This window comes from Austwickia chelonae (genome assembly GCF_003391095.1).
Lineage (GTDB): Bacteria > Actinomycetota > Actinomycetes > Actinomycetales > Dermatophilaceae > Austwickia > Austwickia chelonae_A.
The window spans coordinates 2305492-2328666 of sequence record NZ_CP031447.1; the positions used below are offsets into that span (position 1 = coordinate 2305492).

General features: G+C 65.0%; 18 protein-coding genes and 1 tRNA gene. 1 reads left to right on the forward strand and 18 read right to left on the reverse strand.

The annotated features are described in order from the left end of the window. Positions 1-85 precede the first annotated feature (85 nt). The 16 genes from DX923_RS10190 to DX923_RS10265 form a co-directional block, all read right to left on the reverse strand. Positions 86-1615 (reverse strand): amino acid permease, encoded by a 1530-nt coding sequence (locus DX923_RS10190; RefSeq protein WP_116114600.1) that lies wholly within the window; start codon positions 1613-1615, stop codon positions 86-88. 236 nt (positions 1616-1851) lie between these two features. Then, positions 1852-2181, reverse strand: a complete 330-nt coding sequence (locus tag DX923_RS10195) for a hypothetical protein (RefSeq protein WP_162872898.1) — start codon at positions 2179-2181, stop codon at positions 1852-1854. Between the two features lie 31 nt (positions 2182-2212). Then, the gene (locus DX923_RS10200; protein ID WP_116114604.1) at positions 2213-3052 is read right to left on the reverse strand and encodes a Bax inhibitor-1/YccA family protein; all 840 of its coding nucleotides are present in this window, start codon (positions 3050-3052) and stop codon (positions 2213-2215) included. A gap of 170 nt (positions 3053-3222) precedes the next feature. Then, positions 3223-3296 (reverse strand) — tRNA-Leu (locus tag DX923_RS10205). Between the two features lie 91 nt (positions 3297-3387). After that, a complete protein-coding gene (locus DX923_RS10210; RefSeq protein WP_116114606.1) occupies positions 3388-4362 on the reverse strand; it encodes an exopolyphosphatase in 975 nt (324 codons plus the stop codon). Beyond that, positions 4359-4889 (reverse strand): DUF501 domain-containing protein, encoded by a 531-nt coding sequence (locus tag DX923_RS10215; protein WP_116114608.1) that lies wholly within the window; start codon positions 4887-4889, stop codon positions 4359-4361. Before DX923_RS10215 ends, DX923_RS10210 begins: the two co-directional genes overlap by 4 nt. Before the next feature lie 47 nt (positions 4890-4936). Beyond that, the gene (locus DX923_RS10220; protein WP_116114610.1) at positions 4937-5581 is read right to left on the reverse strand and encodes an FtsB family cell division protein; all 645 of its coding nucleotides are present in this window, start codon (positions 5579-5581) and stop codon (positions 4937-4939) included. Positions 5582-5742: 161 nt separating this feature from the next. Beyond that, a complete protein-coding gene (gene eno, locus DX923_RS10225; RefSeq protein WP_116116278.1) occupies positions 5743-7032 on the reverse strand; it encodes a phosphopyruvate hydratase in 1290 nt (429 codons plus the stop codon). Between the two features lie 191 nt (positions 7033-7223). Continuing rightward, positions 7224-7889 carry a MazG family protein gene (locus tag DX923_RS10230; protein ID WP_116114612.1) on the reverse strand — a complete coding sequence of 222 codons (666 nt, stop codon included), beginning with the start codon at positions 7887-7889 and terminating at the stop codon, positions 7224-7226. After that, positions 7886-8581 carry a hypothetical protein gene (locus DX923_RS10235; protein WP_116114614.1) on the reverse strand — a complete coding sequence of 232 codons (696 nt, stop codon included), beginning with the start codon at positions 8579-8581 and terminating at the stop codon, positions 7886-7888. The genes DX923_RS10230 and DX923_RS10235 overlap by 4 nt, the downstream gene beginning before the upstream one ends. A gap of 189 nt (positions 8582-8770) precedes the next feature. Continuing rightward, positions 8771-9781: an SDR family NAD(P)-dependent oxidoreductase gene (locus DX923_RS10240; RefSeq protein ID WP_116114616.1), complete on the reverse strand. Its 1011-nt coding sequence runs from the start codon at positions 9779-9781 to the stop codon at positions 8771-8773. Between the two features lie 57 nt (positions 9782-9838). Next, positions 9839-13456 (reverse strand): transcription-repair coupling factor, encoded by a 3618-nt coding sequence (gene mfd, locus DX923_RS10245; protein ID WP_116114618.1) that lies wholly within the window; start codon positions 13454-13456, stop codon positions 9839-9841. A gap of 48 nt (positions 13457-13504) precedes the next feature. After that, a complete protein-coding gene (locus tag DX923_RS10250) occupies positions 13505-14692 on the reverse strand; it encodes a glycosyltransferase (RefSeq protein WP_116114620.1) in 1188 nt (395 codons plus the stop codon). Positions 14693-14807: 115 nt separating this feature from the next. Beyond that, positions 14808-16139, reverse strand: coding sequence for a sugar transferase (locus tag DX923_RS10255; RefSeq protein ID WP_240322591.1), 1332 nt, complete (start codon positions 16137-16139; stop codon positions 14808-14810). Between the two features lie 609 nt (positions 16140-16748). Further along, positions 16749-17408 carry an aminoacyl-tRNA hydrolase gene (gene pth, locus DX923_RS10260; protein WP_430732271.1) on the reverse strand — a complete coding sequence of 220 codons (660 nt, stop codon included), beginning with the start codon at positions 17406-17408 and terminating at the stop codon, positions 16749-16751. 7 nt (positions 17409-17415) lie between these two features. Further along, the gene (locus DX923_RS10265) at positions 17416-18036 is read right to left on the reverse strand and encodes a 50S ribosomal protein L25/general stress protein Ctc (RefSeq protein ID WP_116116281.1); all 621 of its coding nucleotides are present in this window, start codon (positions 18034-18036) and stop codon (positions 17416-17418) included. Positions 18037-18596: 560 nt separating this feature from the next. On the opposite strand from DX923_RS10265, the gene DX923_RS10270 reads away from it, so the two are divergent. After that, entirely contained in the window at positions 18597-20408 is a 1812-nt protein-coding gene (locus DX923_RS10270; protein ID WP_116114622.1) for an alpha/beta fold hydrolase, read from the forward strand. A 75-nt stretch (positions 20409-20483) separates the two neighbouring features. Here the strand turns inward: DX923_RS10270 and DX923_RS10275 are convergent, their stop codons facing one another. Together DX923_RS10275 and glmU are read right to left on the reverse strand one after the other, a co-directional pair. Continuing rightward, a complete protein-coding gene (locus DX923_RS10275) occupies positions 20484-21464 on the reverse strand; it encodes a ribose-phosphate diphosphokinase (protein WP_116114624.1) in 981 nt (326 codons plus the stop codon). Next, on the reverse strand, positions 21461-22936 hold the full coding sequence (gene glmU, locus DX923_RS10280) for a bifunctional UDP-N-acetylglucosamine diphosphorylase/glucosamine-1-phosphate N-acetyltransferase GlmU (RefSeq protein WP_116114626.1): 1476 nt from the start codon (positions 22934-22936) through the stop codon (positions 21461-21463). The genes DX923_RS10275 and glmU overlap by 4 nt, the downstream gene beginning before the upstream one ends. Between the last annotated feature and the right edge of the window lie 239 nt (positions 22937-23175).

Below are 23175 nucleotides of genomic sequence, written 5' to 3' on the forward strand. Positions count from 1 at the left end.
TCCCTTTGCCGGACAAGACGATGCGGCGGGCCTGTCGAGCAGACCCACCGCATCGAAGGTGCCGGTCGTCTCACCGGCGGAGCCTTCAGGAACGTTTCTTCGTGACCTGCAGATCACATGCTGCGATCTCCCGCGTCAGAACACTGTCCTCAGGCTTGCCACGCGAGGCCTGGTCGGCGAAGAAGAAGCCGAGCAGGAGCACCAGAAGGTAAGGTCCACCGATCTTCCAGGCGATCGACAGGTCGGACACGAAGGGCAGAGCTGCTCCGACCGCAAGCAGAGCAATCAGCCCCACCACTGCCATCCGGGTACCCCCGATGAGCTGTACCGGCGAGTCAGGAAGCCCGAACCGCGCTCGGGTCTTCTTGAACGCCAGATAGGTGACGACCGTCAACAGCCAGGTTGCCCACAAACCGAAGATCAACACACCGAAGAGCAGCGTGAAGGCGTCGTCGGGGCGCCACAGGGCAAGCACCGAAGCGACGATCATGCCGACGGAGGCTGCCGCCACCGCAACCCGAGGCGAGCCGTCCTTGGTGGTCGTGCCGAAGGATCGTGGCGCCATCCCATCGGTGCCCAGGCTGTGCAACATGCGTGAGCTGGCATAGAGACAGCCATTTCCTGCTGAGAGCGCTGCGATGATGAGCACCAGGTTCATGAAGTCGGCTGCACCGGGAATCGCTGCTGCCGACAGCACCTTCACGAAGGGGCTGGACTGCACGCCGCTGCCCTCAGCGGCGACCGTCCACGGCTCGAGTGCCACGACGACCGCGATCGCGCCGACGTAGAAGATGATCAGACGGAAGATCATGGCCTTGGCCGCGTGCGGGATGTCATGCACCGGGTCCTTGGACTCCGCCGCCGTCACCGACACGTTCTCAGCCCCACCGAAGCTGAAAATTGCCATCACCGCTGCAACCAGGATTCCGCCGATACCTTGTGGCGCGAAGCCCCCGTGGGCGGTCAGGTTGTCCAGCCCGGCGGCAGGACGGCCGGGGAGTCCGACGAAGATCATGAAGGTCCCCAGCGCGATGAAGACGATCACCGTGACGACCTTCAGGATGGAGAACCAGTACTCGCTGGCGCCGTAGAGCTTCACCGTGGCAAGGTTGATCACCACGAGGACCACGCTGCAGATCACTGTGCCGATACCGGCGTTAAGGTCTGGGAACCACCGCTGGAGATATGTCGCCGAAGCAGTGACTTCGGCGCCTACCGCGATACACATCGTGACGGCGACATTCCACCGTGCGACGAAGCCCCCGACCGGCCCCAGGTAGGCGTGCGCGGAAGCACCGAAACCACCGGCTACCGGGTGCTGGGTCGTCATCTCCGCGAGAGCCCAGATCACGATCAACGCGAGGAGACCGGTGAGCGTATAGGAAACGATGATGCCGGGGCCTGCGGACTGGATCATCTTCCCGGAGCCGAGGAAGAGGCCGGTGCCCAGAGCACCTGACAGCCCGATCATGGAGATCTGGCGTGTAGTCAGCCCCTGCTGGAGACCGCCTGCTTCGTCTCGTTCCGTCGTCACGGTCGGCGCTGAGCCAGCACCGGCCCCTTCCGTTTTCGCCGCAGGACGAGTCCCCCGACGGTTCTTCTTCTTTGTACTCATTGTCAGCCTGCTTCGACAGTGGGGGACACCAGCGCCAGACCAGCGCTGTCCATGCCTTTCCCCAAGCCCTATGGACCGAAGTCCCGGAACCGGGAACAGAGCGCCCCGGCCATTGGCCATATTGCCCATCGCATCCCACAACCTGGCGTTGGCGTCTCATAAAATGAGAGCGGTCGAAAATATCGGTGAGCGGCCAGGGCTAGCTAAGCATCCCTGATTCCGACCGCGCCAGATTTTCAAGAAGTCCGTTGCCCTTCCTGGCCTGTGACCTGCCTACGGAGGAGGACGAGCCTGACCGCGAGTTCCCCCTTGTCCGTCGAGTCACGCAGATCGGACAGGTCGTAGGTGACGACCGTCACTTGGTCCCAGGTGGTCGCTGGCCCCAGATCAGGAAGCGTTTGCTGTGCCCGGCCCAGGAGCTGTGCACACTCATCCGCGCAACTCTGGGCGTAGGCCCGCAGTGCCGGAACATGAACGAGCGCCTGGGGTAGAGGCAGCGTCCGCCACCAACTCCCCAGGCGCTCGAGTTCGGTCCTGGTCGCTTCATCCATCGGGTGTGCTGTCACAAGCACAGCATCCGAAGGATGAGGCTGAAGATCAATCCCTGAACTGGGCGATCAGGCGCAGGATCTCCATGTACAGCCAGATGACGGTGACCATCAGGCCGTGGGCGAGCAACCAGGAGTACTTCTCAGGCATACCCGCATCGACCGCTTCCTGGATCGACTCGAAGTCGATCGCCAGGGTGTACGCGGCCAGGCCGACGACCAGCAGGGAGATACCGATCCCGAGAGGAGACCCGAAGGGGAAGAGGCCCCAGCTCTTACCACCGATCATGGCGACAAGGAGGCTGACGAAGCTGAAGAGCATGTAACCGACAAGAACCATGCCCACGATACGGCGGGAACGGGCCGTGACCTTGATGTAGCCGGCCTTCCAACCGATGAACATCGCACCGAAAACACACAGGGTCGCGAGAATAGCGGTGGACACGACGCCGGGGTACATCCGTTCGAACACCCGGCTGACCGCGCCAACGAACAGACCTTGCAGTGCGGCATAGGTGACGATGAGCGGCACATTGACACTCTTCATGAAGAAGAGCGCCAGACCGATGGCCAGCGTGCCGAACATGCCGACCATCCACATCAGCCCGCCGACAGCAGGGTTGACCGTCATGGTGAGCCAAGAGACCACGGAGCCCACGACCACCAAGCCGAAGAGGCAGAGCGCCTTCATGATCACGTCGTCGACGGTGACCCGTCCGGTCTGCACGGGGCCGGCGGGCGCCTGCTGGTACATCTCGTTGAGCTGATCTGCGCTAGGGGTCCCGTACCCCTGCGCAGGCTGGCCGTAGGAGGACTGCCCAGACCCGAAACCGGCGTAGCGTTTTTCCTCGACCTGCTTTTTCACTTGGTTGAAGACAGGGTTGCTCATGGGGAAGGAATCCTCCGAGTCGTTGCGCGCGTTTCGCGCTCCTCAGACGGGACTAACGTCACAGAAAGGCAGAACGTTCCCTCTGGGAATCACGAAAAAGGTCACAGTTCGATCACTGAAGGCGAGATCGCCAGGGCTCTGTCCTTCAGCTGGAAAGCGTAAAGAATAAGTGCCCTCGACGGGACTCGAACCCGCACTCGGGCCATTTTAAGTGGCCTGCCTCTGCCAATTGGGCTACGAGGGCGCCAACCAGCTTAGCCAGTCGCCCAGCGGATACGACGGCCACCCCGGCTGAATTCTTCGACAGACTCACCGATCAGCCGAAAAGTATGAGGTCACCGCTGTTGACCCTCGCCCATCAGGGTGTGGATCACCCCGTCGAGGATGTCATGCACGCTCGTGACGACCGAGTCCAGACCCGCCACAGCACCGACCCGTTCGACGATCCCCGCCCACACAAGAGCGCCGGAGACGATCACATCCACCCTCCCCGGATGCATGTACGGCAGCGCAGCCCTCTGCTCCCTACTCATCGAAGCCAGCTCCGCGCAGGCAGCCAGGACGTCATCCACCGACATCCGCGACAGATGGACCTGGTTCATGTCGGCTTCGGCGACTCCCAGAGCATGCGCCGCGATCGTCGTCACCGAACCCGCCGCCCCCACCAAGGTGTGCACTCCGGCGAATCCCACCAAGGACTCCACCCTGTCCAAGACGACCTGGGTCTCTCCCCGAATGGCTTTGACCGCAGCCAGACCCGGAGAATCTTCCTGCAGATAACGCTCAGCCAACCGAACGCAGCCGATATCGGCCGACAAAGCCTTACGGACCCCGGTCAGCCCTCGGACAAACTCTGTAGACCCTCCCCCCAGATCAACGACCAGGTAGTCCCCGGGGAAACCCGCCGCCGCGACAGCTGAGGTCGCGCCCCGGAAGGTCAATGCAGCTTCAGTCTGGCCATTGACCACCTCCGGGGCGACCTGCCACGCACGAAGACGATCAGCCACGCCCTGGAGGAAATCCTCGGTGTTACTCGCACCCCGGGCCGCCGAAGTGGCCACGAAATGAAGCCTCTCAACCCCCATCGCAGAGCACACCCGTGCATACTCCTCGGTCACCTCCCATGCCCGCATCATCGCTTGTGGGGTCAAGGAGAAACTCGAGTCCACGCCCTCCCCCAGCCGCACGACCTCCGCACGTCGCAGCAGCTCATGGACTACCGGAGGACCCGACGACCCGCAGCCGGAGCTGTCCGCCACCAAGAGCCGTAGGGAGTTCGTGCCACAATCGATCGCGGCGAACCGGGTCACGCAGATTCCTCGGAGACGGCCTCGTCAGCGGGGCAATGACATTCTTCCTGCCAAGAGTGCAGCAGCTCCAATGCCTCGTCCCCGAAAGGGTTGATCCCCGGGCCGACCGCCAGAGCATGCCCTACCAGAACGTGCAGGCATTTCACTCGGGTCGGCATGCCTCCAGCCGACACGCCTTCGATCTCCGGCACTTCACCAAGGCTGCGACGACGAGCCAGATAGTCCTCATGAGCGGCGATGTAGCGAGCCGCCAGCTCTTCGTCCTGAGCGAGCCGCTCGGTCATCTCCTTCATCAACCCGGTCGTCTCCAAAGTAGAGATCGCGCCGGTCAGCCGAGGACAGGTGACATAGAAGATCGTCGGAAACGGTGTCCCGTCCGGCAATCGAGGAGATGTCACCAGAACGTTCGGGCGGCCACAGACACAGCGATGAGCGACGCCGACGACCCCACGCACCTCTCGCCCCAACTGCTCCGCCGCAACCTTCAGGTCCTTCTCCGAAGCCGGCTCATACAGGGCAGCGCTCATCTTCGCATTTCTCTCTCTGCTCGTTCTCATCGGACCGGTCGGCCGGGTCAGCGTCCCTCACCGGCGGCGGGCTGCCCGCTCGTGGTCGATGCCGGCGCCGGTGTTCTTGAGGCACCAGAAGGCGTTGCCTGACGGCGAGACTCTTCCCCTCCTGCGCCAGGTACGGACTGCTTCGGTGAGGCCGGTGCCATCGGCGTCGTACTCGGGTTCAGGGTCGGCGTCGGTGGCTGTCCACCCTCCAGGCGAGTCCGCCCGCCGCGGATGCCGTCGGTGAGCTCCACGGACGCCCAGATCTTCGCGAACCACGACATCTGCTCGTCCTGCGCCGGAGCCACCAAAGAACCACGGATCTCTCCCTGACGTGCCTCGTCAACGCCGTCCGCTCCGATCACCGTGTAAGCGACCTCACCAGGCTTGACGAGTTTCAGCCGCTTGCGCGCCTGCTGTTCGACATAGGCCGGGTCCTCCCAGCGACCCTTCTCCTCGGTGAGCTCACGGACCGTCTGCTCCTGGGACGCGACCTTGGCACGCATCGCGTCCAGCTCATGCCGCTGTTCGTACCAAGCACGCAAGGTCGGCATAAGCATGAGCGCCAGAAAAAGCAGCACGGCGCCGAGCACGGCCAACCTACGAGTGGGCCCGGTCACCTTGATCAACGCTTCAGGCGTATTCGTGCGGGCCTGGCCCTCCACAGGAGGCGCCTTCACCCGAGGCCGTTCGACCTTAGCCGGACGAGTGGTCCCTTCCCCCCTGCTCGGGGAGGAACGACGCGGCGGAGAAGGGCGCGCCCCGGGGGCACGCCGGGACTTACCCGACGCGCCCCCGGGGCGACTATTGGCTGCAGCCACCTGGGTCAGCCCTGCGCGCCCTTAAAGCGCGGGAAAGCCGAAGCGCCCGCGTACACCGCGGCGTCGTCCAGGTCCTCTTCGATACGCAGCAGCTGGTTGTACTTCGCCACGCGCTCGGAACGCGCCGGAGCACCGGTCTTGATCTGGCCGCAGTTCGTCGCGACGGCCAGGTCGGCGATGGTGGTGTCCTCTGTTTCTCCGGAACGGTGGCTCATCATGCACTTGTACCCGGCGACCTGCGCCATCGTCACAGCGTCCAGCGTCTCGGTGAGCGAGCCGATCTGGTTCACCTTGACCAGGAGGGCGTTCGCCGTGTCGGACTCGATACCGCGAGCGAGGCGCTTCGGGTTGGTGACGAACAGGTCGTCCCCGACGAGCTGAACCTTGCTGCCCAGACGCTCGGTGATGGCTTTCCAGCCGTCCCAGTCGTCCTCGTTCAGCGGGTCCTCGATGGAGACCAGCGGGTAGGCCTCGACCAGCTCGGCGTAGTAGTCGATCATCTCGGCAGCGGTCTTGGTGCCACCCTCGAAGGCGTACCCACCGTCCTTGTAGAACTCGGACGCTGCGACGTCCAAGGCCACCGCGATGTCCTTGCCGAACTCGTACCCGGCAGCCTTGACAGCTTCACCGATCAGGTCGAGCGCAGCCCGGTTGCTCTCCAGGTTGGGAGCGAAGCCACCTTCGTCGCCCAGGCCGGTGGCCAGGCCCTTGTCGTGCAAAACCTTCTTCAGCGCGTGGTAGACCTCAGCACCCATCCGGAGCGCTTCCTTGAAGGAGGCTGCACCGATCGGCGCGATCATGAACTCCTGGATGTCGACATTCGAGTCGGCATGGGAGCCACCGTTGAGGATGTTCATCATCGGTACCGGCAGGACGTGGGCGTTCGGACCGCCCACGTAGCGGTACAGCGGGAGGCCTGCCGAGTCGGCAGCCGCCCGGGCCACGGCCAGCGAGACGCCCAGGATGGCGTTCGCCCCCATGGATCCCTTGTTGTCGGTTCCATCAACCGCCAGCATCTCGCTGTCGATCAAACGCTGGTCTGCGGCGTCATAGCCGAGCAGACGGGGCTGCAGGTCCTCGATGACGTGCTCGACGGCCTTCTCGACGCCCTTGCCGAGATAGCGTCCCTTGTCCCCGTCGCGCAGCTCAACTGCTTCGAACGCCCCGGTGGAGGCACCGCTGGGGACGGCCGCCCGGGCCATCGTCCCGTCCTCGAGCACGACCTCGACCTCGACGGTCGGGTTGCCACGCGAGTCCAGGATCTCGCGGGCGCCAATTGCCTCAATGCTTGCCACGGACATCTCCTTGCGACGGACCAAATCACTACCGGTCCGAGCCTACCGGCACCGGTGGGTGAACGGCGCGCCGGGCGCGCTCAGCGGTCATATCGGCCCAGGCACCGGACGCTCCGTCACATCTCGAAGCACGCCAGGCCCCTTAGCCCACCGGATCAGGACCGACCGACAACCACTTGAACGGCAGAGTCTCAGGCTCGCTCTGGCGCCTGGTCTGCCATTCCGGCAGAGATCTCCAGCTCACGCAAGGTCTCTCTGAGCGCTTCCGAAGGGTCTTCCCCCAGCTGCCTGGCCTCCAGGACCAGTTGAAGAATCCGAGCCCCGGTCCCATTTCCTCGCGCCAGCTCCCGGGCATGTTCCAACTGGCCGGCCCGGTCGAGTCGCGCCACGACCTTCATCGCTCGCTCGATCCCCGGCATTCCTGCCGGGATGCCGTCCAGGACACCTCTGCGTTCCGGCTTCTCCTCGGACTTCAGCTGGTCCCATCGAGTTTCCACCTGGTCCGGAGTCCTGGCATCCCCGTCAGCGAAGACATGTGGATGCCGTCGGCGCAGCTTGCTCACGATGCTCCGCGCAATGTCGTCGACATCGAACGGATCTCCGCCGTCCTCCTGAGCCACACGAGCATGGAAAACCACTTGAAGAAGAAGATCGCCGAGCTCTTCCCTCAGATGGCCACGGTCCGAGCTCAGCACCGCCTCGGAGAGTTCGTAGGCCTCCTCCACGGCATACGGAGCCAGTGATCGATGGGTCTGCTGTGCGTCCCACGGACACCCGCCCGGGGAACGCAGCCGGTCCATCACCTCGACCAGCTCACGTACCCCGGACAGGTCAGGCCGCGGGAGCTCAGAGATCATTCCGACTTGTTATCGGCAGGAGGCTGGTTCTCCGGAGCATCCCCCTGCGGCGCCGGCGCGCCAGGCAAGGTCTCCGGGGGTTTCTGCGGAGCCTCCTGCTGAGGCGGCTGCTGACCGCCATCGGGGTGTCCGGGCGGCATGGTGGGATGCCCGGGCGGAAGCTGCCCGGGGTCCGGGGTCTTCATCCAGTTCGGAGCAGATGGCACTGTCGAGAGGCTATTACGGTCGTACTTCCCGTACTTCGGGTTGACCGTGATCTCCGCCTTCTGGATGCGCTGGACCAGCTGAGCCTGAACAGGGCTCTGCTTCAACGCATTCGCCATCTGGATGCCCCGGATCGCATCGATCGTCGAGTCATGCCATCCCTCGATCTTCTGCCCGCTCTCGTTCGGAGCGCTCAACCGCTCACGCACGGTGTCCGCCGAGATCTGCGGAATCTTGAGTTCCTCGGCATGGACCAAGACTGCTTTGGCGATGACCAGGTTCGACAGAGCCTCCGCAGCCATCGGAGCCGTGCCGCCTGGAACCCGAGCGACATCCTTGACGAAGGCGTCGAGATCCGCCTCCTTGATGACATGACCATCGATGATGGCCGCTGCGGACGGGTCCATGTTCCCGCATCCGGCCAGACCTGCAGACATGGCAACGGCGGCAACCGTTGCGACCCCCACACGGGCGAGTCGAGACTTCACTGTGGATCCTTTCCAGCCAAACCACGGACATCGGCCACCAGGTCGCTTCCGGCCGACCTCACCCCGAACGAGACCCCGGACCTTCACGATCCGAGCGGGCACGGGCGACGGGGCATTCCATATCGAGCCTACCGTGTGCTGGACAGACAGCGGGTGTCCTCCGCGCCCTCGTCCTCCCGCTCCCCCGCCTCAGCCCACCGACGAAGACTTCTGCTCACCGAATCGAGAAGCAGCCTTGTCCCCTGCCCCGGTCAAGCGCTCCAGCCAGGGCGCGTCCGCCATAGCCCGAGCTGTCCGGCCGTCGACCGTCCCCGAGGCCGTCGGATCACCGGCCGGAGGACCAGGCAACAGTCGCCCACCCAGCCCAAGAACCGTCCCTGTCATCGACGGCAGAGCCCCTGCGACCCGCACCGCGACCTGCGCCAGCGGCGAGAGCACCACCATGCCGCGGCCAGTCAAGACGCCATCGGCGATCTTGGAAGCCGCGCGCTCCGCATCCATCGCGATCAACGGCAAGCACGCCCCCGGAGCGAACCAGGCGTACTCCTTGGCCTGATCCCCGGTGAACTGGGCCGCGAGATGGGACCCGGTACGCATCAAGCCCGGGACGATCGTCGTGGCAGTAACTCCCGAACCACTCAGGTCGGCGCGTAACCCCTCGGTGAAACCCAGAGCCCCGAACTTCGCCGTGGAATAAGGCAACAAATGCGGGACGGAGATCTTCCCTCCGATGGAGGTGACCACCCCGATCCGCCCTCGCCGACGAGCCCGCATCCCCGGCAACACCGCGAGCGCCAGGTTGATCGGCCCCCACAGCATGATGTCGATGCAGGTGGCGTAGTGCTCCCGCGTCATCGACTCGGCGGGTCCGACCTGGATCACACCGGCGACATGGATGGCGACCTCGATGTCGCCGATCTCTGCACCGACGCGAGCCACCACCGCGTTCAGCCCCTCGGCGTCGGTGACATCGGCGCGGTAGGTGTGCAGTTCGTGGCCCCATTCCGCCATCCGGTGACGGGCTTGGGCCAAGGACTCCTCCGACCGGGACAGCCCGACGACACGGCAACCTCGAACAGCCAGTTCTCGGCAGATGAGAAGTCCCAACCCGCGTGAGGCTCCGGCGACCACAGCGACCGGGGCAGCCGACAGCGGCCCTGGCCGAGCCAGTACAGCACTGAGCGAAGGAAGTCTCACCATGGCTCGGCCCTACCCCGGACGCGACGTCTCAAACCGGCTGATTCCACGACGTCCTGCTCACCGGGCCTTGCCGGTCAGGCTTCCGGTGCGGGTCAGATCCTCCAGCAGGACAGTCCGGATGAGTTGTGCAGCCCAGTCGAGGACGGCTTTGTCGCGCAGCGGGCGTCCACCGACCGGCGCGCTGGCGGGGGCCGGGACCAGGATGGTACACAAAGCCGCTTTGACGACGGTTCCCTTGTACAGGCGTTGCAGTCGCATGAGTCGGCTGTCCGGCAGGTCTACCGGGCCGAAGCGGATCTGTCGGCCTTGGACCCCGATGTCGGCGACCCCTGCGGCACGGGCGACCGTGCGCAGTCGGGCTACTTCCACGAGGTTCTCCGCGGGTGTGGGGAGTGGCCCGTAACGGTCGACGAGTTCGGCCACGATCTCGCCGAGCTCGGTTTCGTCGGATACCTGGGCCAGCTTCCGGTATGCCTCGAGACGTAGCCGTTCCCCGGGGACGTATTCGTGAGGCAGGTGCGCGTCGACCGGCAGCTCGATCTTGATCTCCGGTGGCTGCTCGACCCGGTCGGGATCCCGGAAATCGGCGACGGCCTCGCCGACCAGTCGAACATAGAGGTCGAAGCCGACGCCGGCGATATGTCCCGACTGCTCTCCACCGAGGAGGTTCCCTGCTCCGCGGATCTCAAGGTCCTTCATCGCCACGGCCATCCCGGCACCCAGGTCCGTGTGGCTGGCGATGGTGGCCAACCGGTCGTGCGCGGTCTCGGTGAGGGTTTGTCCTGCCGGGTACAGGAAGTAGGAGTAGGCCCGTTCTCGGCCTCGGCCGACTCGTCCACGCAACTGGTGGAGCTGGGAGAGACCGAGGACGTCGGCCCGGTCCACGACGAGGGTGTTGGCGTTGGAGACGTCCAAGCCCGTCTCGACGATGGTCGTACAGACCAGGACGTCGAAGCGACGTTCCCAGAAGTCGACGACGACCTGTTCCAGTTTGGCTTCGCTCATCTTGCCGTGTGCGGTTCCGATCCGGGCTTCCGGAACGAGTTCTCGTAGCCGGGCTGCCGTTTTCTCGATCGACTGGACCCGGTTGTGCACGAAGAAGACTTGTCCTTCGCGGAGGAGTTCGCGGCGGATCGCGGCAGTGACCTGTTTTTCGTCGTAGGCGCCGACGAAGGTCAGCACCGGGTGTCTCTCCTCGGGAGGGGTGGTCAGGGTCGACATCTCCCGGATGCCGGTCACCGCCATCTCCAGAGTGCGTGGGATCGGAGTGGCACTCATGGCCAGTACGTCGACATCGGTCCGTAGCGCTTTGAGCTGTTCCTTGTGTTCGACCCCGAAGCGCTGCTCCTCGTCGATGACGACGAGCCCCAGGTTCTTGAAACGGATCTGGGAGGACAGGAGACGGTGTGTTCCGATGACCAGGTCGACCGAGCCGTCCTGCAATCCGTCCATCACTGCGGTGATTTCCGATTCCGTCTGGAACCGGGACATGGCCTTGACCCGCACCGGGAACTGGGCGTACCGCTCGGAGAAAGTCACCAGATGTTGTTGGACCAGCAGCGTCGTCGGGACGAGAACAGCGACCTGTTTTCCGTCCTGGATCGCCTTGAAAGCAGCGCGTACCGCGATCTCCGTCTTGCCGTATCCGACGTCGCCACAGATCAGACGGTCCATGGGGACCTCTTTCTCCATGTCTGCCTTGACCTCGTCGATCGAGGACAGCTGGTCGGGGGTCTCGATGTAGGCGAAGGCCTCCTCGAGTTCCCGCTGCCAGGGGGTGTCAGGGGCGAAGGCATGTCCGCGGGTCGCCATCCGCGCTGAGTAGAGACGAATCAGTTCGCCGGCGATCTCCTTGACGTGTTTCTTCGCTCGGGACTTCGTCTTGGCCCAGTCAGAGCCCCCCAGTTTGTTCAGACTCGGCGCTTCGCCTCCGACGTATCGGGTGACCTGGTCGAGCTGGTCAGTGGGGACGAAGAGACGGTCGCCGGGCTGCCCACGTTTCGAGGAGGCATATTCCAACACCAGGTATTCGCGGGTGGCGCCTTGCACGGTGCGTTGGGTCATCTCCACGAAGCGACCCACCCCATGCTGTTCGTGGACCACGAAGTCACCCGGTCTGAGTTGAAGAGGGTCGACCTGGTTACGCCGCCGGGAGGGCATCTTGCGCATGTCCCGGGTGGAGCCGCCGCCGCTGGAAGAAGTCTGCCCGATCAGGTCCGTCTCGGTGACGACGACCAGATCTGCGCCGGGGACCACGAATCCTCGGGTCAGGCAGCCTTGCATGAAGAGCACGGTGCCCGGTACCGGATCCGAGTATTTGCCACTGTCGCAGGTCAGGGTCGGGATCGCGTCTTCGGCCAGGATCTCGGCCAAACGTTTACCCAGACCTGGCCCTTCGGTGACCACGACGACCCGCTGCTGTTCCTGCAGAGTCCACCGTTTCAGGTCTGCTCGGATGGCTTCGGGGTCGCCTCGGTAGGAAGCGGCGTCGTGGCTGACCAGGTTGACCACGACGGCGTCGTCTGCCCCGATGTCCTCGGTCAGTTCCTCGTCGGAAGCGAAAGAGGTGAAGGTCCACCAGGCCAGTCCACGTTCCAGGGCATGTTCCCGAGCACGGGCCAGCGTCCAGAAGGATCCTTCCCCCAGTACCGAGGCCAGATCGACCGGGACGGCGGCCCCGGCGGCGGCCCCCGACCAACTGGCCTCCAGGAATTCTTCGCTCGTGGCTACCAGGTCGTGTGCACGCGCGCTGACTTTCTCCGGGTCGGAGAGGACGACCTTCGTCCCGTCGGGGAGCAGGTCCAGGAGGGATTCCATGCCATCGACCAGCACCGGGCCGAGCGACTCCATCCCCTCGACGGCGACGCCTGCGGAGATCTTGCCCAGCATGTCGGCGACCCCGGGCAGCTGAGGTATCAGTTCTTCCGCTCTGGCGCGTACTGCGTCGGTGAGCAGGATCTCTCGGCATGGTGGTGCCCAGAGCCCGTGCGGAGCGATCTCCAGCGAACGTTGGTCCGCGACTTTGAAAGAGCGGATCTCCTCGACCTCGTCGCCGAAGAATTCGACCCGTAGGGGGTGGTCCTCGGTCGGCGGAAAGACGTCGAGAATCCCTCCTCGCACCGCGAATTCTCCTCGCCTTTCCACCAGGTCGGTGCGGATGTACGCCGCCCCGGCCAGTGCTTCGACCACATCGGACAGCGGCCTGTCGTCACCGGTGTGCAAGGCGACCGGTTCCAGGTCGGCCAGCCCGGTGGCGAGGGGCTGCAGGAGTGCTCGTACCGGTGACACGAGCACTCGGATCGGGCCGTAGAGCGGATCCGAAGGGTCCGGGTGTTTCAACCGCCGCAGCACAGCGAGACGGCGGCCTACGGTGTCGCTTCGTGGGCTCAGGCGCTCGTGCGGGAGTGTCTCCCAGCTGGGGATGTGAGCGATGCTGTCGACCGGCAGGAAGGAGCGCAGCGCCGTAGTCAGGTCTTCGGCTTCACGGCCGGTCGCGGCGACCAGGAGGATCGGCGCCTTATCGGACTGGTGCTCGGCCAGCGCAGCTACCAGAGCGGGTCTGGCTCCTCCGGCGACAGCGACGTCGACCAGGTTCTCACCCGCCCGGGCGTGGTCGAGAGCACGTCGTGCGGCGCCGTCGGCCGACAGTGCCGTCGCGAGAGAGCCAAGGTTCATCGGGATGCCTCCGGGGACAGTACGGACCGGTCGAACGCCAGGCAAAGCCTAGACGTGGCCGCGCTCGGACGCCTGTCCGCCCGACAGCTCGTCGTAACGGCTTTCGAGCAAGGCGGCACGTTCACGGAGGTCGAACTCCCGCCGGATCCGTTCCTGGCCTTGCTGTCCGAGCCGGATGGCCAGTTCGGGGTCGGCGAGCACCCGGGCCATCGCCTCGCTCAGCGCCGACTGATCACCAGGGGTGACCAGGAGCCCGCTGATGCCGTCGGCCACCGATTCCAACATCCCAGCAGCGGCGTAACCGACCTGGGGGGTACCTGCTCTGGCTGCCTCGAGGAAGGTCAGTCCGAAGGCTTCCCCGGCACCGTCCGCGTCCAGGATGGAAGGTCCGACGAAGAGACGTGCATGTGAAAGCGCTTCGGCGACCCGTTGGGGAGTGACCCGCCCTTCGAAATGAAATCTGGTGTCGGTGATCCGGGCTGCGCGTTCTTCGAGTTCAGCGCGCTGCGGGCCTTCTCCGAGGATCCGTACCTCATGCGACCTGCGGATATGCGGCGGTAGCGCTTCTACTGCGGAGATCAGGTCGACAGCACCTTTACGTGGCACCAGCCGACCGACGAAGACGACGTCGCTCCGAGGTGAGTCCGGTGGCGGGAGATCGTCGGGAACGGATATTCCCAGGTAATGCACATGGGTTTTCTCCGGAGGCGCGCCGAGGTCGACGAGTCGTCCGCGCAGATATTCCGAGACGGGCAGCAGCGCAGAGGCGTACTCGAAAAGTTCGGGGAGCCGACGTCGGTACCACGGGCTGGCCTGGTCGTAGTAAGGGAGGTGCACGACATCCCAGCCGTGGAAGGTCACGACGAGGGGCAGCCCCAGCCGTCGGGCGAGAGGGAGCACCTGAACGGCGTCCATCCCGAAATGGGCGTGGATGACACGTCCGTGGCCTCGTGCAATGGCGTGATCGTAGATTCCTCGGTATCCCAGGCGAGCGGCGAATCTCAGTGCCCACAACCCGGCGACACCGTGCGGAAAAGGCGCGACCTGTGGGCGGACGCCGAGTCTCTCGTCGTCACGGTAGAGCCCCAACGGAATGGGCTTGTACCGCTGCAAAGATGTCAGATGATCGGCGATGAAGGTCTCGGAAGGGGCCAGCCAGTGCGATCGCCAGACCACCACACCCGGTCGCACCGTTGACGACCCCGTCTCCGGCGACTTCTGTGTTCCGACGGTCATGTCATCGGCCCTCCCCTTCTCAGCGAGGTTAACGCGAGATGGCTGCCGTTCCCGGTTGTCAGAACGGCGTGCCCTGGGAAAACCGGACGGCTGACAAACTCCGGGGCCAGGCGGGTCAGTAGGCCCCGGAACTGTGGGTCACGGCTCGGAAGGTCCGGAAGAGGATGTGCAGGTCTCCGATGGGCGACCAGTTGTCGACATAGCGCAGGTCGAGACGGAGCGACTCCTCCCAGCTGAGGTCGCTGCGACCGGACACCTGCCACAGCCCGGTCATCCCAGGTCGTACGTGCAGGCGGCGAAGCGCGTCGGGTTCGTACTGTTCGACCTCGGCCGGCAGCGGAGGACGAGGTCCGACCAGGGACATGTCGCCGAAGAGGACATTGAACAGCTGGGGAAGTTCATCGAGCGAATAACGCCGGAGTACCTTGCCGATCCCGGTGATCCGAGGGTCGTCCTTCATCTTGAAGAGCACGCTGTTGCCGTCGCTCTTGGCTCGCAGCGCTTCGAGGCGTTTCTCTGCGTCGACAACCATCGTCCGGAACTTGAAGATGTAGAAGATCTCACCGCGTACTCCGACCCGCTTCTGTTTGAAGAAGACCGGCCCAGGGTCAGTGATCTTGACCGCGAGAGCGACCGTGATCAGCACCGGGGAGAGCATCAGGAGCAGCAGGAACGCCAGGCTTCGGTCCATGACGTCCTTGAGGAAGACCGATCTGGTCGCGTGAGCAGGTCGTTCGACGTGCAGCAGGGAAAGGTTGTTCGACGGCCGGATGGACATGCGAGGACCTGCCACGTCCAGGAGCCCCGGGGAGACGATCAGCTCGATGCCGCGTTCTTCCAGCGCCCAGGCCAACCGACGTAAAGCTTTACCGGCCAGGTCGGGGTGCGAGGCCACGGCAACGACCTCGGCGTCGTAGAGGTCCGCAGCGGCGATGGCGTCACGGGGAGTACCCATCACCGGGACACCTTCGATCGAGGACATGGTGTCGCAATCGGTGTCCATTCCGGAGGAACAGACCGCCACGGGCAGGAGGCCCTGGGTCGGTTCGGCCCGGATGCTGCGCAGGAGGGAGGCTGCCGCGTCTGCCCGTCCGACCACGATGGTGCGTTGCATGAGCTGGCCGGTGCACCGGTGCTTGCCGAGCCAATGACGCATGCCCTGTCTGGTGATCAGTCCGGCGAACAGGAGCATGGGAATGAGCACCAGCACATAAGCGCGGGCCAGCTGCCAGTTCAACAGGAAGGACGCCACCGCGAGCAATGCCAACATTCCGATGACAGCCCGTCCCACTGCTCGGTATTCCTCGCTGGAGACGCCCAGGAAACGACGTTCGTAGGCATTGGACATCCCCAGCGCGACGACCCAGACAATCCCGACCAGCGGCACGATCCAGTAATAGGCTGGTTCAGCGTAGGACTCGCTGAAACGCATCAAAGCTGCGGCCACGCTGCATAGCAGACCAGTGACCGCGTCAAGAACGAGAAGCTTTTTCAAATACCGACGCGACCAGGAATTCCGAGCCGACGGACGTGTGGCGGAGCTCCCCAGGGTGGGTGCGAATAGTTCGCTGCTATTTGTCGGAATCTCCAGTCTTTCGACAGGTATTCCACGGCGGTCGGTCCGATGCTGGACGCGATCACGTTTACGAGTGATCTCGCGCTCATGTATCGACACGTTGCCAACCCCTCCCAGTTGACGACAACAGATCTCGAAGTGTCCCCCCGGAAAAGAAACACCGCTTGGCCGATCCCCATTCGGCTCTGACAAGCGCAGACCTCGGCCTCATTGCCGCATCATCCGTGTTGACTCGCGCTCGCGCACCCCTCGACATCCCGCCCCTGGCGCCTTCAAGGCTTTCAGTGGAAATGGTCCGCCGAGCAAATGCCGCCTTAACTGTACTCTCACGGCTGGGTACGCGCAGGCACCGTCCGCGCCGGAGAACCGTGGGTGAAGACCTCAAGGCTTCTGGGCCTGCCCCCTGCCCGCACAGGGCAGGCCTTGATCCGAAATCCTCGCAGTCGGAAGGATATCCGCCCCATACAGATGCTCCCTGCGTCACTGGCTGCCTTCTCCGGGCACTCCGTGGAGAACGAGCTCTTCGATCACATCCACCGCATCACCCAGGACGAATGGCAATTCCTTGCGCTCAGCGGCATTGAAATCCCGGAGAACGAAATCCCCCGGAGATTGTTTCCCGGGCGGGCGTCCGATACCCACCCTGACCCGCACATAGTCGCGGGTACGCAAGGCCGAGGAAATCGACCGTAAACCGTTGTGCCCGGCTTCACTCCCGCCTCGCCGCAGACGCACCTGCCCGAAAGGGGTCTCCAAGTCGTCATGCACAACGATCACCGATGTCGGTGCAACGGAGAAGAAAGCGGCCAGCGCAGCCGTCGGCGCGCCGGACTCGTTCATATACGCCAACGGCCGAGCCGCAACGATCCGCGGACCTGGCTTCCCCCCAGGCAGTACCCCCAGCCGCGCTTCTGCCACCGAAGCACGCGCCTTGTGCGAACGGAAGGACACAGAACATCGGGAAGCAATCTCATCGATCACCATCGAACCGACGTTATGGCGATTCCCCACATACTCCCGGCCAGGATTCCCCAGCCCGATGATCAAAGCGGGATCCAGGATGGAATGGGATATCACCGAACCAGGGTAACGGTCGGGAATCTGCCCGCAGAACGCGGCCCGACCGTTACCCTCGAGCACTAAACGATCAGGCGTTCTCTCCGGCCTCGTCCTTTTCGATACCGGCTTCAGCCTCGGCCTCGGCCAGTTCGGCTTCCAGCGCCTCGGCGGAAATCGCCTGAGAAATGTTCACCACGAGGGTGTCCGCTTCGGAGACCAGGTTGACCCCGGCAGGCAGCGCGATGTCGGAAGCGTGGATCTGGGTTCCGGCAGCCAGGCCCTCGACAGAGACCTCGACAACGGTCGGGATGTGAGTGGCCTCGGCCTCGACCTGGAGGGTCTGGGCCTCCACGCTCACCAGGGTCTCCGGCGCGGCATTGCCGACCGTGGTGACGGTGACGTCTACGCCGACCTTCTCACCGCGCTGCACGACCACCAGGTCGATGTGCTCGATGATCGGCTTGAGGACGTCACGCTGCACGTCCTTGACCAGAACCATCTGGTCCTTGCCCTCGATGGAGAGGTTCAGCACAGCGTTCTGCACCTTGACCGCCAGCATGGTCTCGTGGCCGGGAAGGGTCAGGTGGACCGGCTCGGTGCCGTGGCCGTAGAGAACCGCGGGGATCTTGTGCGCGCGGCGCACCCGACGGGCAGCGCCCTTACCGAACTCGGTGCGCTTCTCAGCAATGATGGTGACGGCGTCGGACATCTTCTTCTCCTCGTTGGACAGGGGTTCGAAATAATCGAATCTTCCTGCCTCGACGCGGGAAAACGCGCGGACAACCGCAGCCGGAGAACGAACCGTCCAGACCACATCCCGCGTCGATCACGGATCACCGACGACTTCACAGTCCGCGCGGTATCCCTCGCCGAGGCAAGTCTTCATGATAGCGGGCTCCCGGAAGTGCGCCCATCGACACCGATGTCGCCCTCTGCCCCCGGCGATAGACAACAGATGAACCTGCTACCGGCTCAACAACGCACAGCCAGCTCCCACTTTTCGGGAAAGTGGCCAGGGTGCTGCCTCGACAACTAGACTGAGCGTTCGTTCTGAACGTTTGCCCATTTCTGATTCGGGCACGAGAACTTCCCGGCCACGTCCATCACTCCACCGCACCTGACGCTGCACCGTCACCCGTCGCAGGCGAGGGGATGACCTGTGAACCAACGCTCGAGACCGATACACGGCTCAGCATGTCCCCAAGATCGCCGTGCACACTGGCACATCCTCCCGTCCATGTCCCGACCCCGGAGCGGATCCGACAACGAATGAGCCTCGCCGCATTGCCTCGAGCCCGCGCTGAACTCCAGCCAGGCCAGATCGTCCCCACTTGGGTGCCATCTCCCAGCGGCGCGCTGTCCACCATCGTCCATCTTCCGCACAGCGACCGCGCCCGTGGCGCCGTGATCACTCTGCCCAGCCTCGGCGCGAGCCAGAACGATGCCTTCCCCGGTCTCTCCGAGCTCAGCGACGGACTGGCCCGAGCAGGCTACGTGGTGCTCTGTGCAGATTGGTCCGGAACCGGTGAATCCGCGACTCCCGACCCGACCAGTACCCCGTCGACCGGTCGGTGGCTCGACGACGTCGCGGCCCTGGCCCACTACGCCCGGGAGACCCTGCACCAGGACTCGGTCAGCCTGGTGGCCTGGGAGCTGGGCGCGATGATCGCTGCCCTCGCCGCCGGCGACCCGGTCAGTCGTCGATGGGCCCAGCCCGGCCGCTCCCCTTATTCGTCGGTGGTACTCATCGATCCCCCGGCCACCGGGGTCGAATGGTTGCAGGACCGTCTCCCCGGACACACCCGGGCCCTGGCCGGATCCGGGTCCGGCGTCGCGATCTCAGGAATCCAGCAGAGCGATATCGAGGCCATCGCCCGGCTCAGCCTGCCCACCGGACGATCGGACATGGCTCAGGACACCAGATTCTTGGTCGTCACCCGGCCTGACGAAGAACTCGCCCCCGGGCTGAGCCGCTATATCGACGGTGTCGGCGCGCTGACCCGCCCGAGCCCAGCCCTGATCCGCGAACCCGGCCAGGAGTCCAAGGCCGTGGTCACCCATTCAACGTGGTCGGCCATCGACGGATGGATCACCGCCGAACCTCTGGCCGAGAGCGTCGCACCCCGCTTCGACCCGGTCCGGTCGGCTCGGGTCACCCCTGCAGGAGTCGAAGAAGAGTACGTCGACGTCCAAGGCCTGCCCGGCGTCCTCACCCGGCCGCTGGGCCCCCCTCGCGGCGCCTTGGTCCTCCTCCCACCCGTCGGGGCACACCGAGTGGGCCCGGTCGGACACGGCTGGGTGAAGCTGGCCCGGAATGCCGCCGAGCACGGCATCGCCACCCTACGACTGGACTACGGGGTCGCCGGGGGCAAAGCAGCCGTCGTCGTCACCGATGTCGAATACGACCGAGGCGCTGGGGTCAAAGCCAATATCGCCGCCGCCGAATGGCTCGCCGAGCGCACTGGACGGACCCCCGTCATCGTCGGTCTCGGGGCCAGCGGTTGGGGCGCCTTGCAGGCAGCTCGCTGGGCGCCGGTCTCCCGGGTGGTCAGCCTTGCGCAGGACGACTGGTCCACCATGCCCCTGGATCTCCTCGACCCCACTGCTCCTCGTCAGATCCAGCCGCCTCCTGCGCCCCGCAGCTGGAAGCAGCGACTCTGGTCCTGGTTCGCAGCGATCGCCGACCCGCCCGGTTATGCCCGGCCCTACGAGCCTCCTCACCAAACCCCTCATCCCTTGCTGGAAGGAGCCACTCGCCGCGGGATCGCCTGTGACCTCTTCCTGACCCAGTCCGGGGCCGAGGAGTTCCGGCGCGCCTACGGGCATGACGCGGTACGCGTACTGCAAGGCCAGGGCGCCGAAGTCACCATGCGCGTCGTCTCCTGGTCCGACCAGCGTCTCCTGGAACCCACCGCGCTGGAGGACGCCCTGGACTACATCCTCGACTGCACGCTGGCCACCCGCGGCGAACCACGCATCGGCATGGACCGTCTGCCCCCGGTCTTTCCCGGCCCGCCGTACTCTTCTCCCCCAGCAGGCGGGCTACCGCCCATGCTCGGGTTGCCTGGCCCCCCATCGTGAACGAGCTCGGCCGCTGCCCCCAGGGATGTTCCCCGTGAGCAGCGGCCGAAGCAGGTTCTTCTCCCGCAGGACCGATCAGTTCGGCGGGTCGAACAGGCTGGTCACCGACCCGTCCTCGAAGACCTCATGGATCGCCTGGCTGATCAGCGGCGCGATCGAGAGGACCTGAAGCTTCTCGAACTGCTTCTCCGGCGGGATCGGCAGCGTGTTGGTGACGATCACCTCACGGGCCACCGAGCTCTTCAACCGTTCGACAGCCGGGTCGGAGAAGATCGCGTGGGTCGCGGCGATGACGACACTCTTCGCTCCGGCCTTCACCAAGGCATCTGCAGCCTGGCAGATGGTGCCGCCAGAGTCGATCATGTCGTCGACCAGGATGCAGGTGCGACCGGCGACATCCCCGACCACTCGGTTCGCGACCGACTGGTTGGGACGGGAGATGTCCCGCGTCTTGTGGATGAAGGCCAGCGGTGCTCCGCCGAGCTTCTTGCTCCACTGTTCGGCAACCTTGATCCGCCCGGCGTCCGGAGAGACGATCGCGAGGTCTTCCTGGCCGTAATGCTCCATCACGTAGTCCGACAGGAGCGGCAGCGCCTGGAGGTGGTCCACCGGGCCGTCGAAGAACCCCTGGATCTGAGCCGTGTGCAGGTCGACGCAGATCAGACGGTCGGCGCCCGCAGCTTTGAACAGGTCAGCCATCAACCGGGCAGAGATCGGTTCCCGCCCGCGGTGCTTCTTGTCCTGTCGGGCGTACCCGTAGAAGGGCAGTACCACGGTGATCCGCTTCGCCGAGGCACGCTTGAGTGCGTCGACCATGATCAGGTGCTCCATCATCCATTCGTTGATGGGAGCGGTGTGGCTCTGGATGCAGAAGGCGTCGCTGCCGCGGACCGACTGCTCGAAACGCACGTAGATCTCGGAGTTCGCGAACTCGTAGGCAGTGGTCGGTACGACGTGGATACCCAGCCCGGTGGCGACCTCTTCGGCCAGGGTGGGGTGGGCCCGTCCGGAGAGCACCATCAGGCTCTTCTCGGTGGTGCGTTTCAGGCTGGTCATCGCTGTTCGTCCTCTGCTCGCGCCGTCTCGGCCCCATGTTCTTGCGCCGTTCGGGCGGACTGTGCCGCCGCCGCGGATTTCGTACCGGCTCGCCGCCGTTCCACCCAGCCGTCGACATTTCGTTGACGGGAGCGGGCCACCGCGATCTGTCCGGGGTCGGTGTCATCGGTCAGCGCCGACCCGGCCGCGACATAGCAGCCATCGGCGACGGTCACCGGAGCGACCAGTACTGTCTGGCTACCGACGAAGGAGTGCTTACCGACGACGGTGGGGTGCTTGGCCACCCCGTCGTAATTGGCGAAGATCGTGCCGGCGCCGATGTTCGCGCCTTCTCCGATGGTCGCGTCACCGCAGTAGGTCAGATGCGGGACCTTCGCGCCTTCCCCGATCACGGCGTTCTTCGTCTCGACGAAACCACCGATCTTGCCCTTGGCGCCCAGCCTGGTGCCCGGGCGCAGGTAGCTGAACGGGCCGACGGTGGCGCCCGCACCGATCAGGGCGTGGTGGGCCTCGGTCCGCTTCACCTCGGCAGCGTCGCCGATCTCACAGGACTCGATGGTGCAGTCCGGGCCGATCACGGCATCGGCCCCGATGGTCGTCGCGCCCAGCAACTGGCAGTTGGGCCGCACGACCGTGTCCTGCCCGATCGTGACATCGGCGTCGATCCAGGTCGTGGCGGGGTCGACCACGGTCACACCGGCCCGCATCCAGCCTTCCACGATGCGCCGATTCAGCTCGGCTCCCATACGTGCCAGCTGTACCCGGTCGTTGACGCCCTCGGTCTGCCACAGGTCGTCGATCAGGTGGGCGCGCACACGCATACCCCGAGCACGGGCAATGGCCAGGACATCGGTGAGGTACTTCTCGCCCTGGGCGTTGTCGGTGCCCACCTCGGTGAGCGCCTCACGGAGCAGCGCGCCGTCGAAGGCATAGATCCCGGAGTTGATCTCGCAGATCTCCAATTGCCCTTGGGTAGCGTCCTTCTGCTCGACGATGCCGGCCACCGATCCATCGGCGTCGCGCAGGATACGCCCGTATCCGGTGGGGTCGGGCACGACCGCGGTGATGACGGAAGCGCCGCAGGAATCCGCCTCGTGGGCGGCGAGCATCTTTTCGAGGGTCTGAGAGGTCAGCATCGGGACGTCGCCGTAGGTCACCAGGACGGTGCCTTCGACGTCTCCAGGCAAAGCTGCCAGACCACATTCGGCGGCGCGGCCGGTTCCTTTGATCTCGTCCTGGTCTGCGACCACGGCCTGCGGCGCCACCTCTGCGACGTGGTCGGCGACCTTGTCACGTTCGTGGCGGACGACCACGGCCAGGTGGCAGGGGTCGAGCCCTTGGGCGGCGGTGATCGCGTGCCCGAGGAGCGTACGCCCCCCGATCGCGTGCAACACCTTGGGAGTTGCTGACTTCATCCGCGTCCCCTCGCCCGCGGCGAGGATGATGACGGCGGCTGGACGGCTGACGGTCACAGGTGTGCTCCGTGGGCTCGACGACGGGTGCGGGGGCGGTGGACGAGCCCCACGTAGACCGGACGAGTGGCCGCGGCCTGGCGGGGCGCCGACGCCGCCTGCCATGCTACCGCCGCCAGGTGTCCTCCGACTGCTCCGGGCGGGAAAGGCGCTCTCCGGGGCGGAATCGCCGTGGCTGCCTTGACGCACTCGAGGAGGCCTGAGCGGATGTTGTCGGTGCGATTGCTCGAGAAAGCAGA

Bases quoted from the DNA above. Each gene is read 5' to 3' on its own strand.
- DX923_RS10190 (WP_116114600.1), bottom strand. From the start codon at position 1,615: ATGAGTACAAAGAAGAAGAACCGTCGGGGGACTCGTCCTGCGGCGAAA.
- DX923_RS10200 (WP_116114604.1), bottom strand. From the start codon at position 3,052: ATGAGCAACCCTGTCTTCAACCAAGTGAAAAAGCAGGTCGAGGAAAAA.
- DX923_RS10215 (WP_116114608.1), bottom strand. From the start codon at position 4,889: ATGAGCGCTGCCCTGTATGAGCCGGCTTCGGAGAAGGACCTGAAGGTT.
- DX923_RS10230 (WP_116114612.1), bottom strand. From the start codon at position 7,889: ATGATCTCTGAGCTCCCGCGGCCTGACCTGTCCGGGGTACGTGAGCTG.
- DX923_RS10240 (WP_116114616.1), bottom strand. From the start codon at position 9,781: ATGGTGAGACTTCCTTCGCTCAGTGCTGTACTGGCTCGGCCAGGGCCG.
- mfd (WP_116114618.1), bottom strand. From the start codon at position 13,456: ATGAACCTTGGCTCTCTCGCGACGGCACTGTCGGCCGACGGCGCCGCA.
- DX923_RS10250 (WP_116114620.1), bottom strand. From the start codon at position 14,692: ATGACCGTCGGAACACAGAAGTCGCCGGAGACGGGGTCGTCAACGGTG.
- DX923_RS10265 (WP_116116281.1), bottom strand. From the start codon at position 18,036: ATGTCCGACGCCGTCACCATCATTGCTGAGAAGCGCACCGAGTTCGGT.
- DX923_RS10270 (WP_116114622.1), top strand. From the start codon at position 18,597: ATGAGCCTCGCCGCATTGCCTCGAGCCCGCGCTGAACTCCAGCCAGGC.
- DX923_RS10275 (WP_116114624.1), bottom strand. From the start codon at position 21,464: ATGACCAGCCTGAAACGCACCACCGAGAAGAGCCTGATGGTGCTCTCC.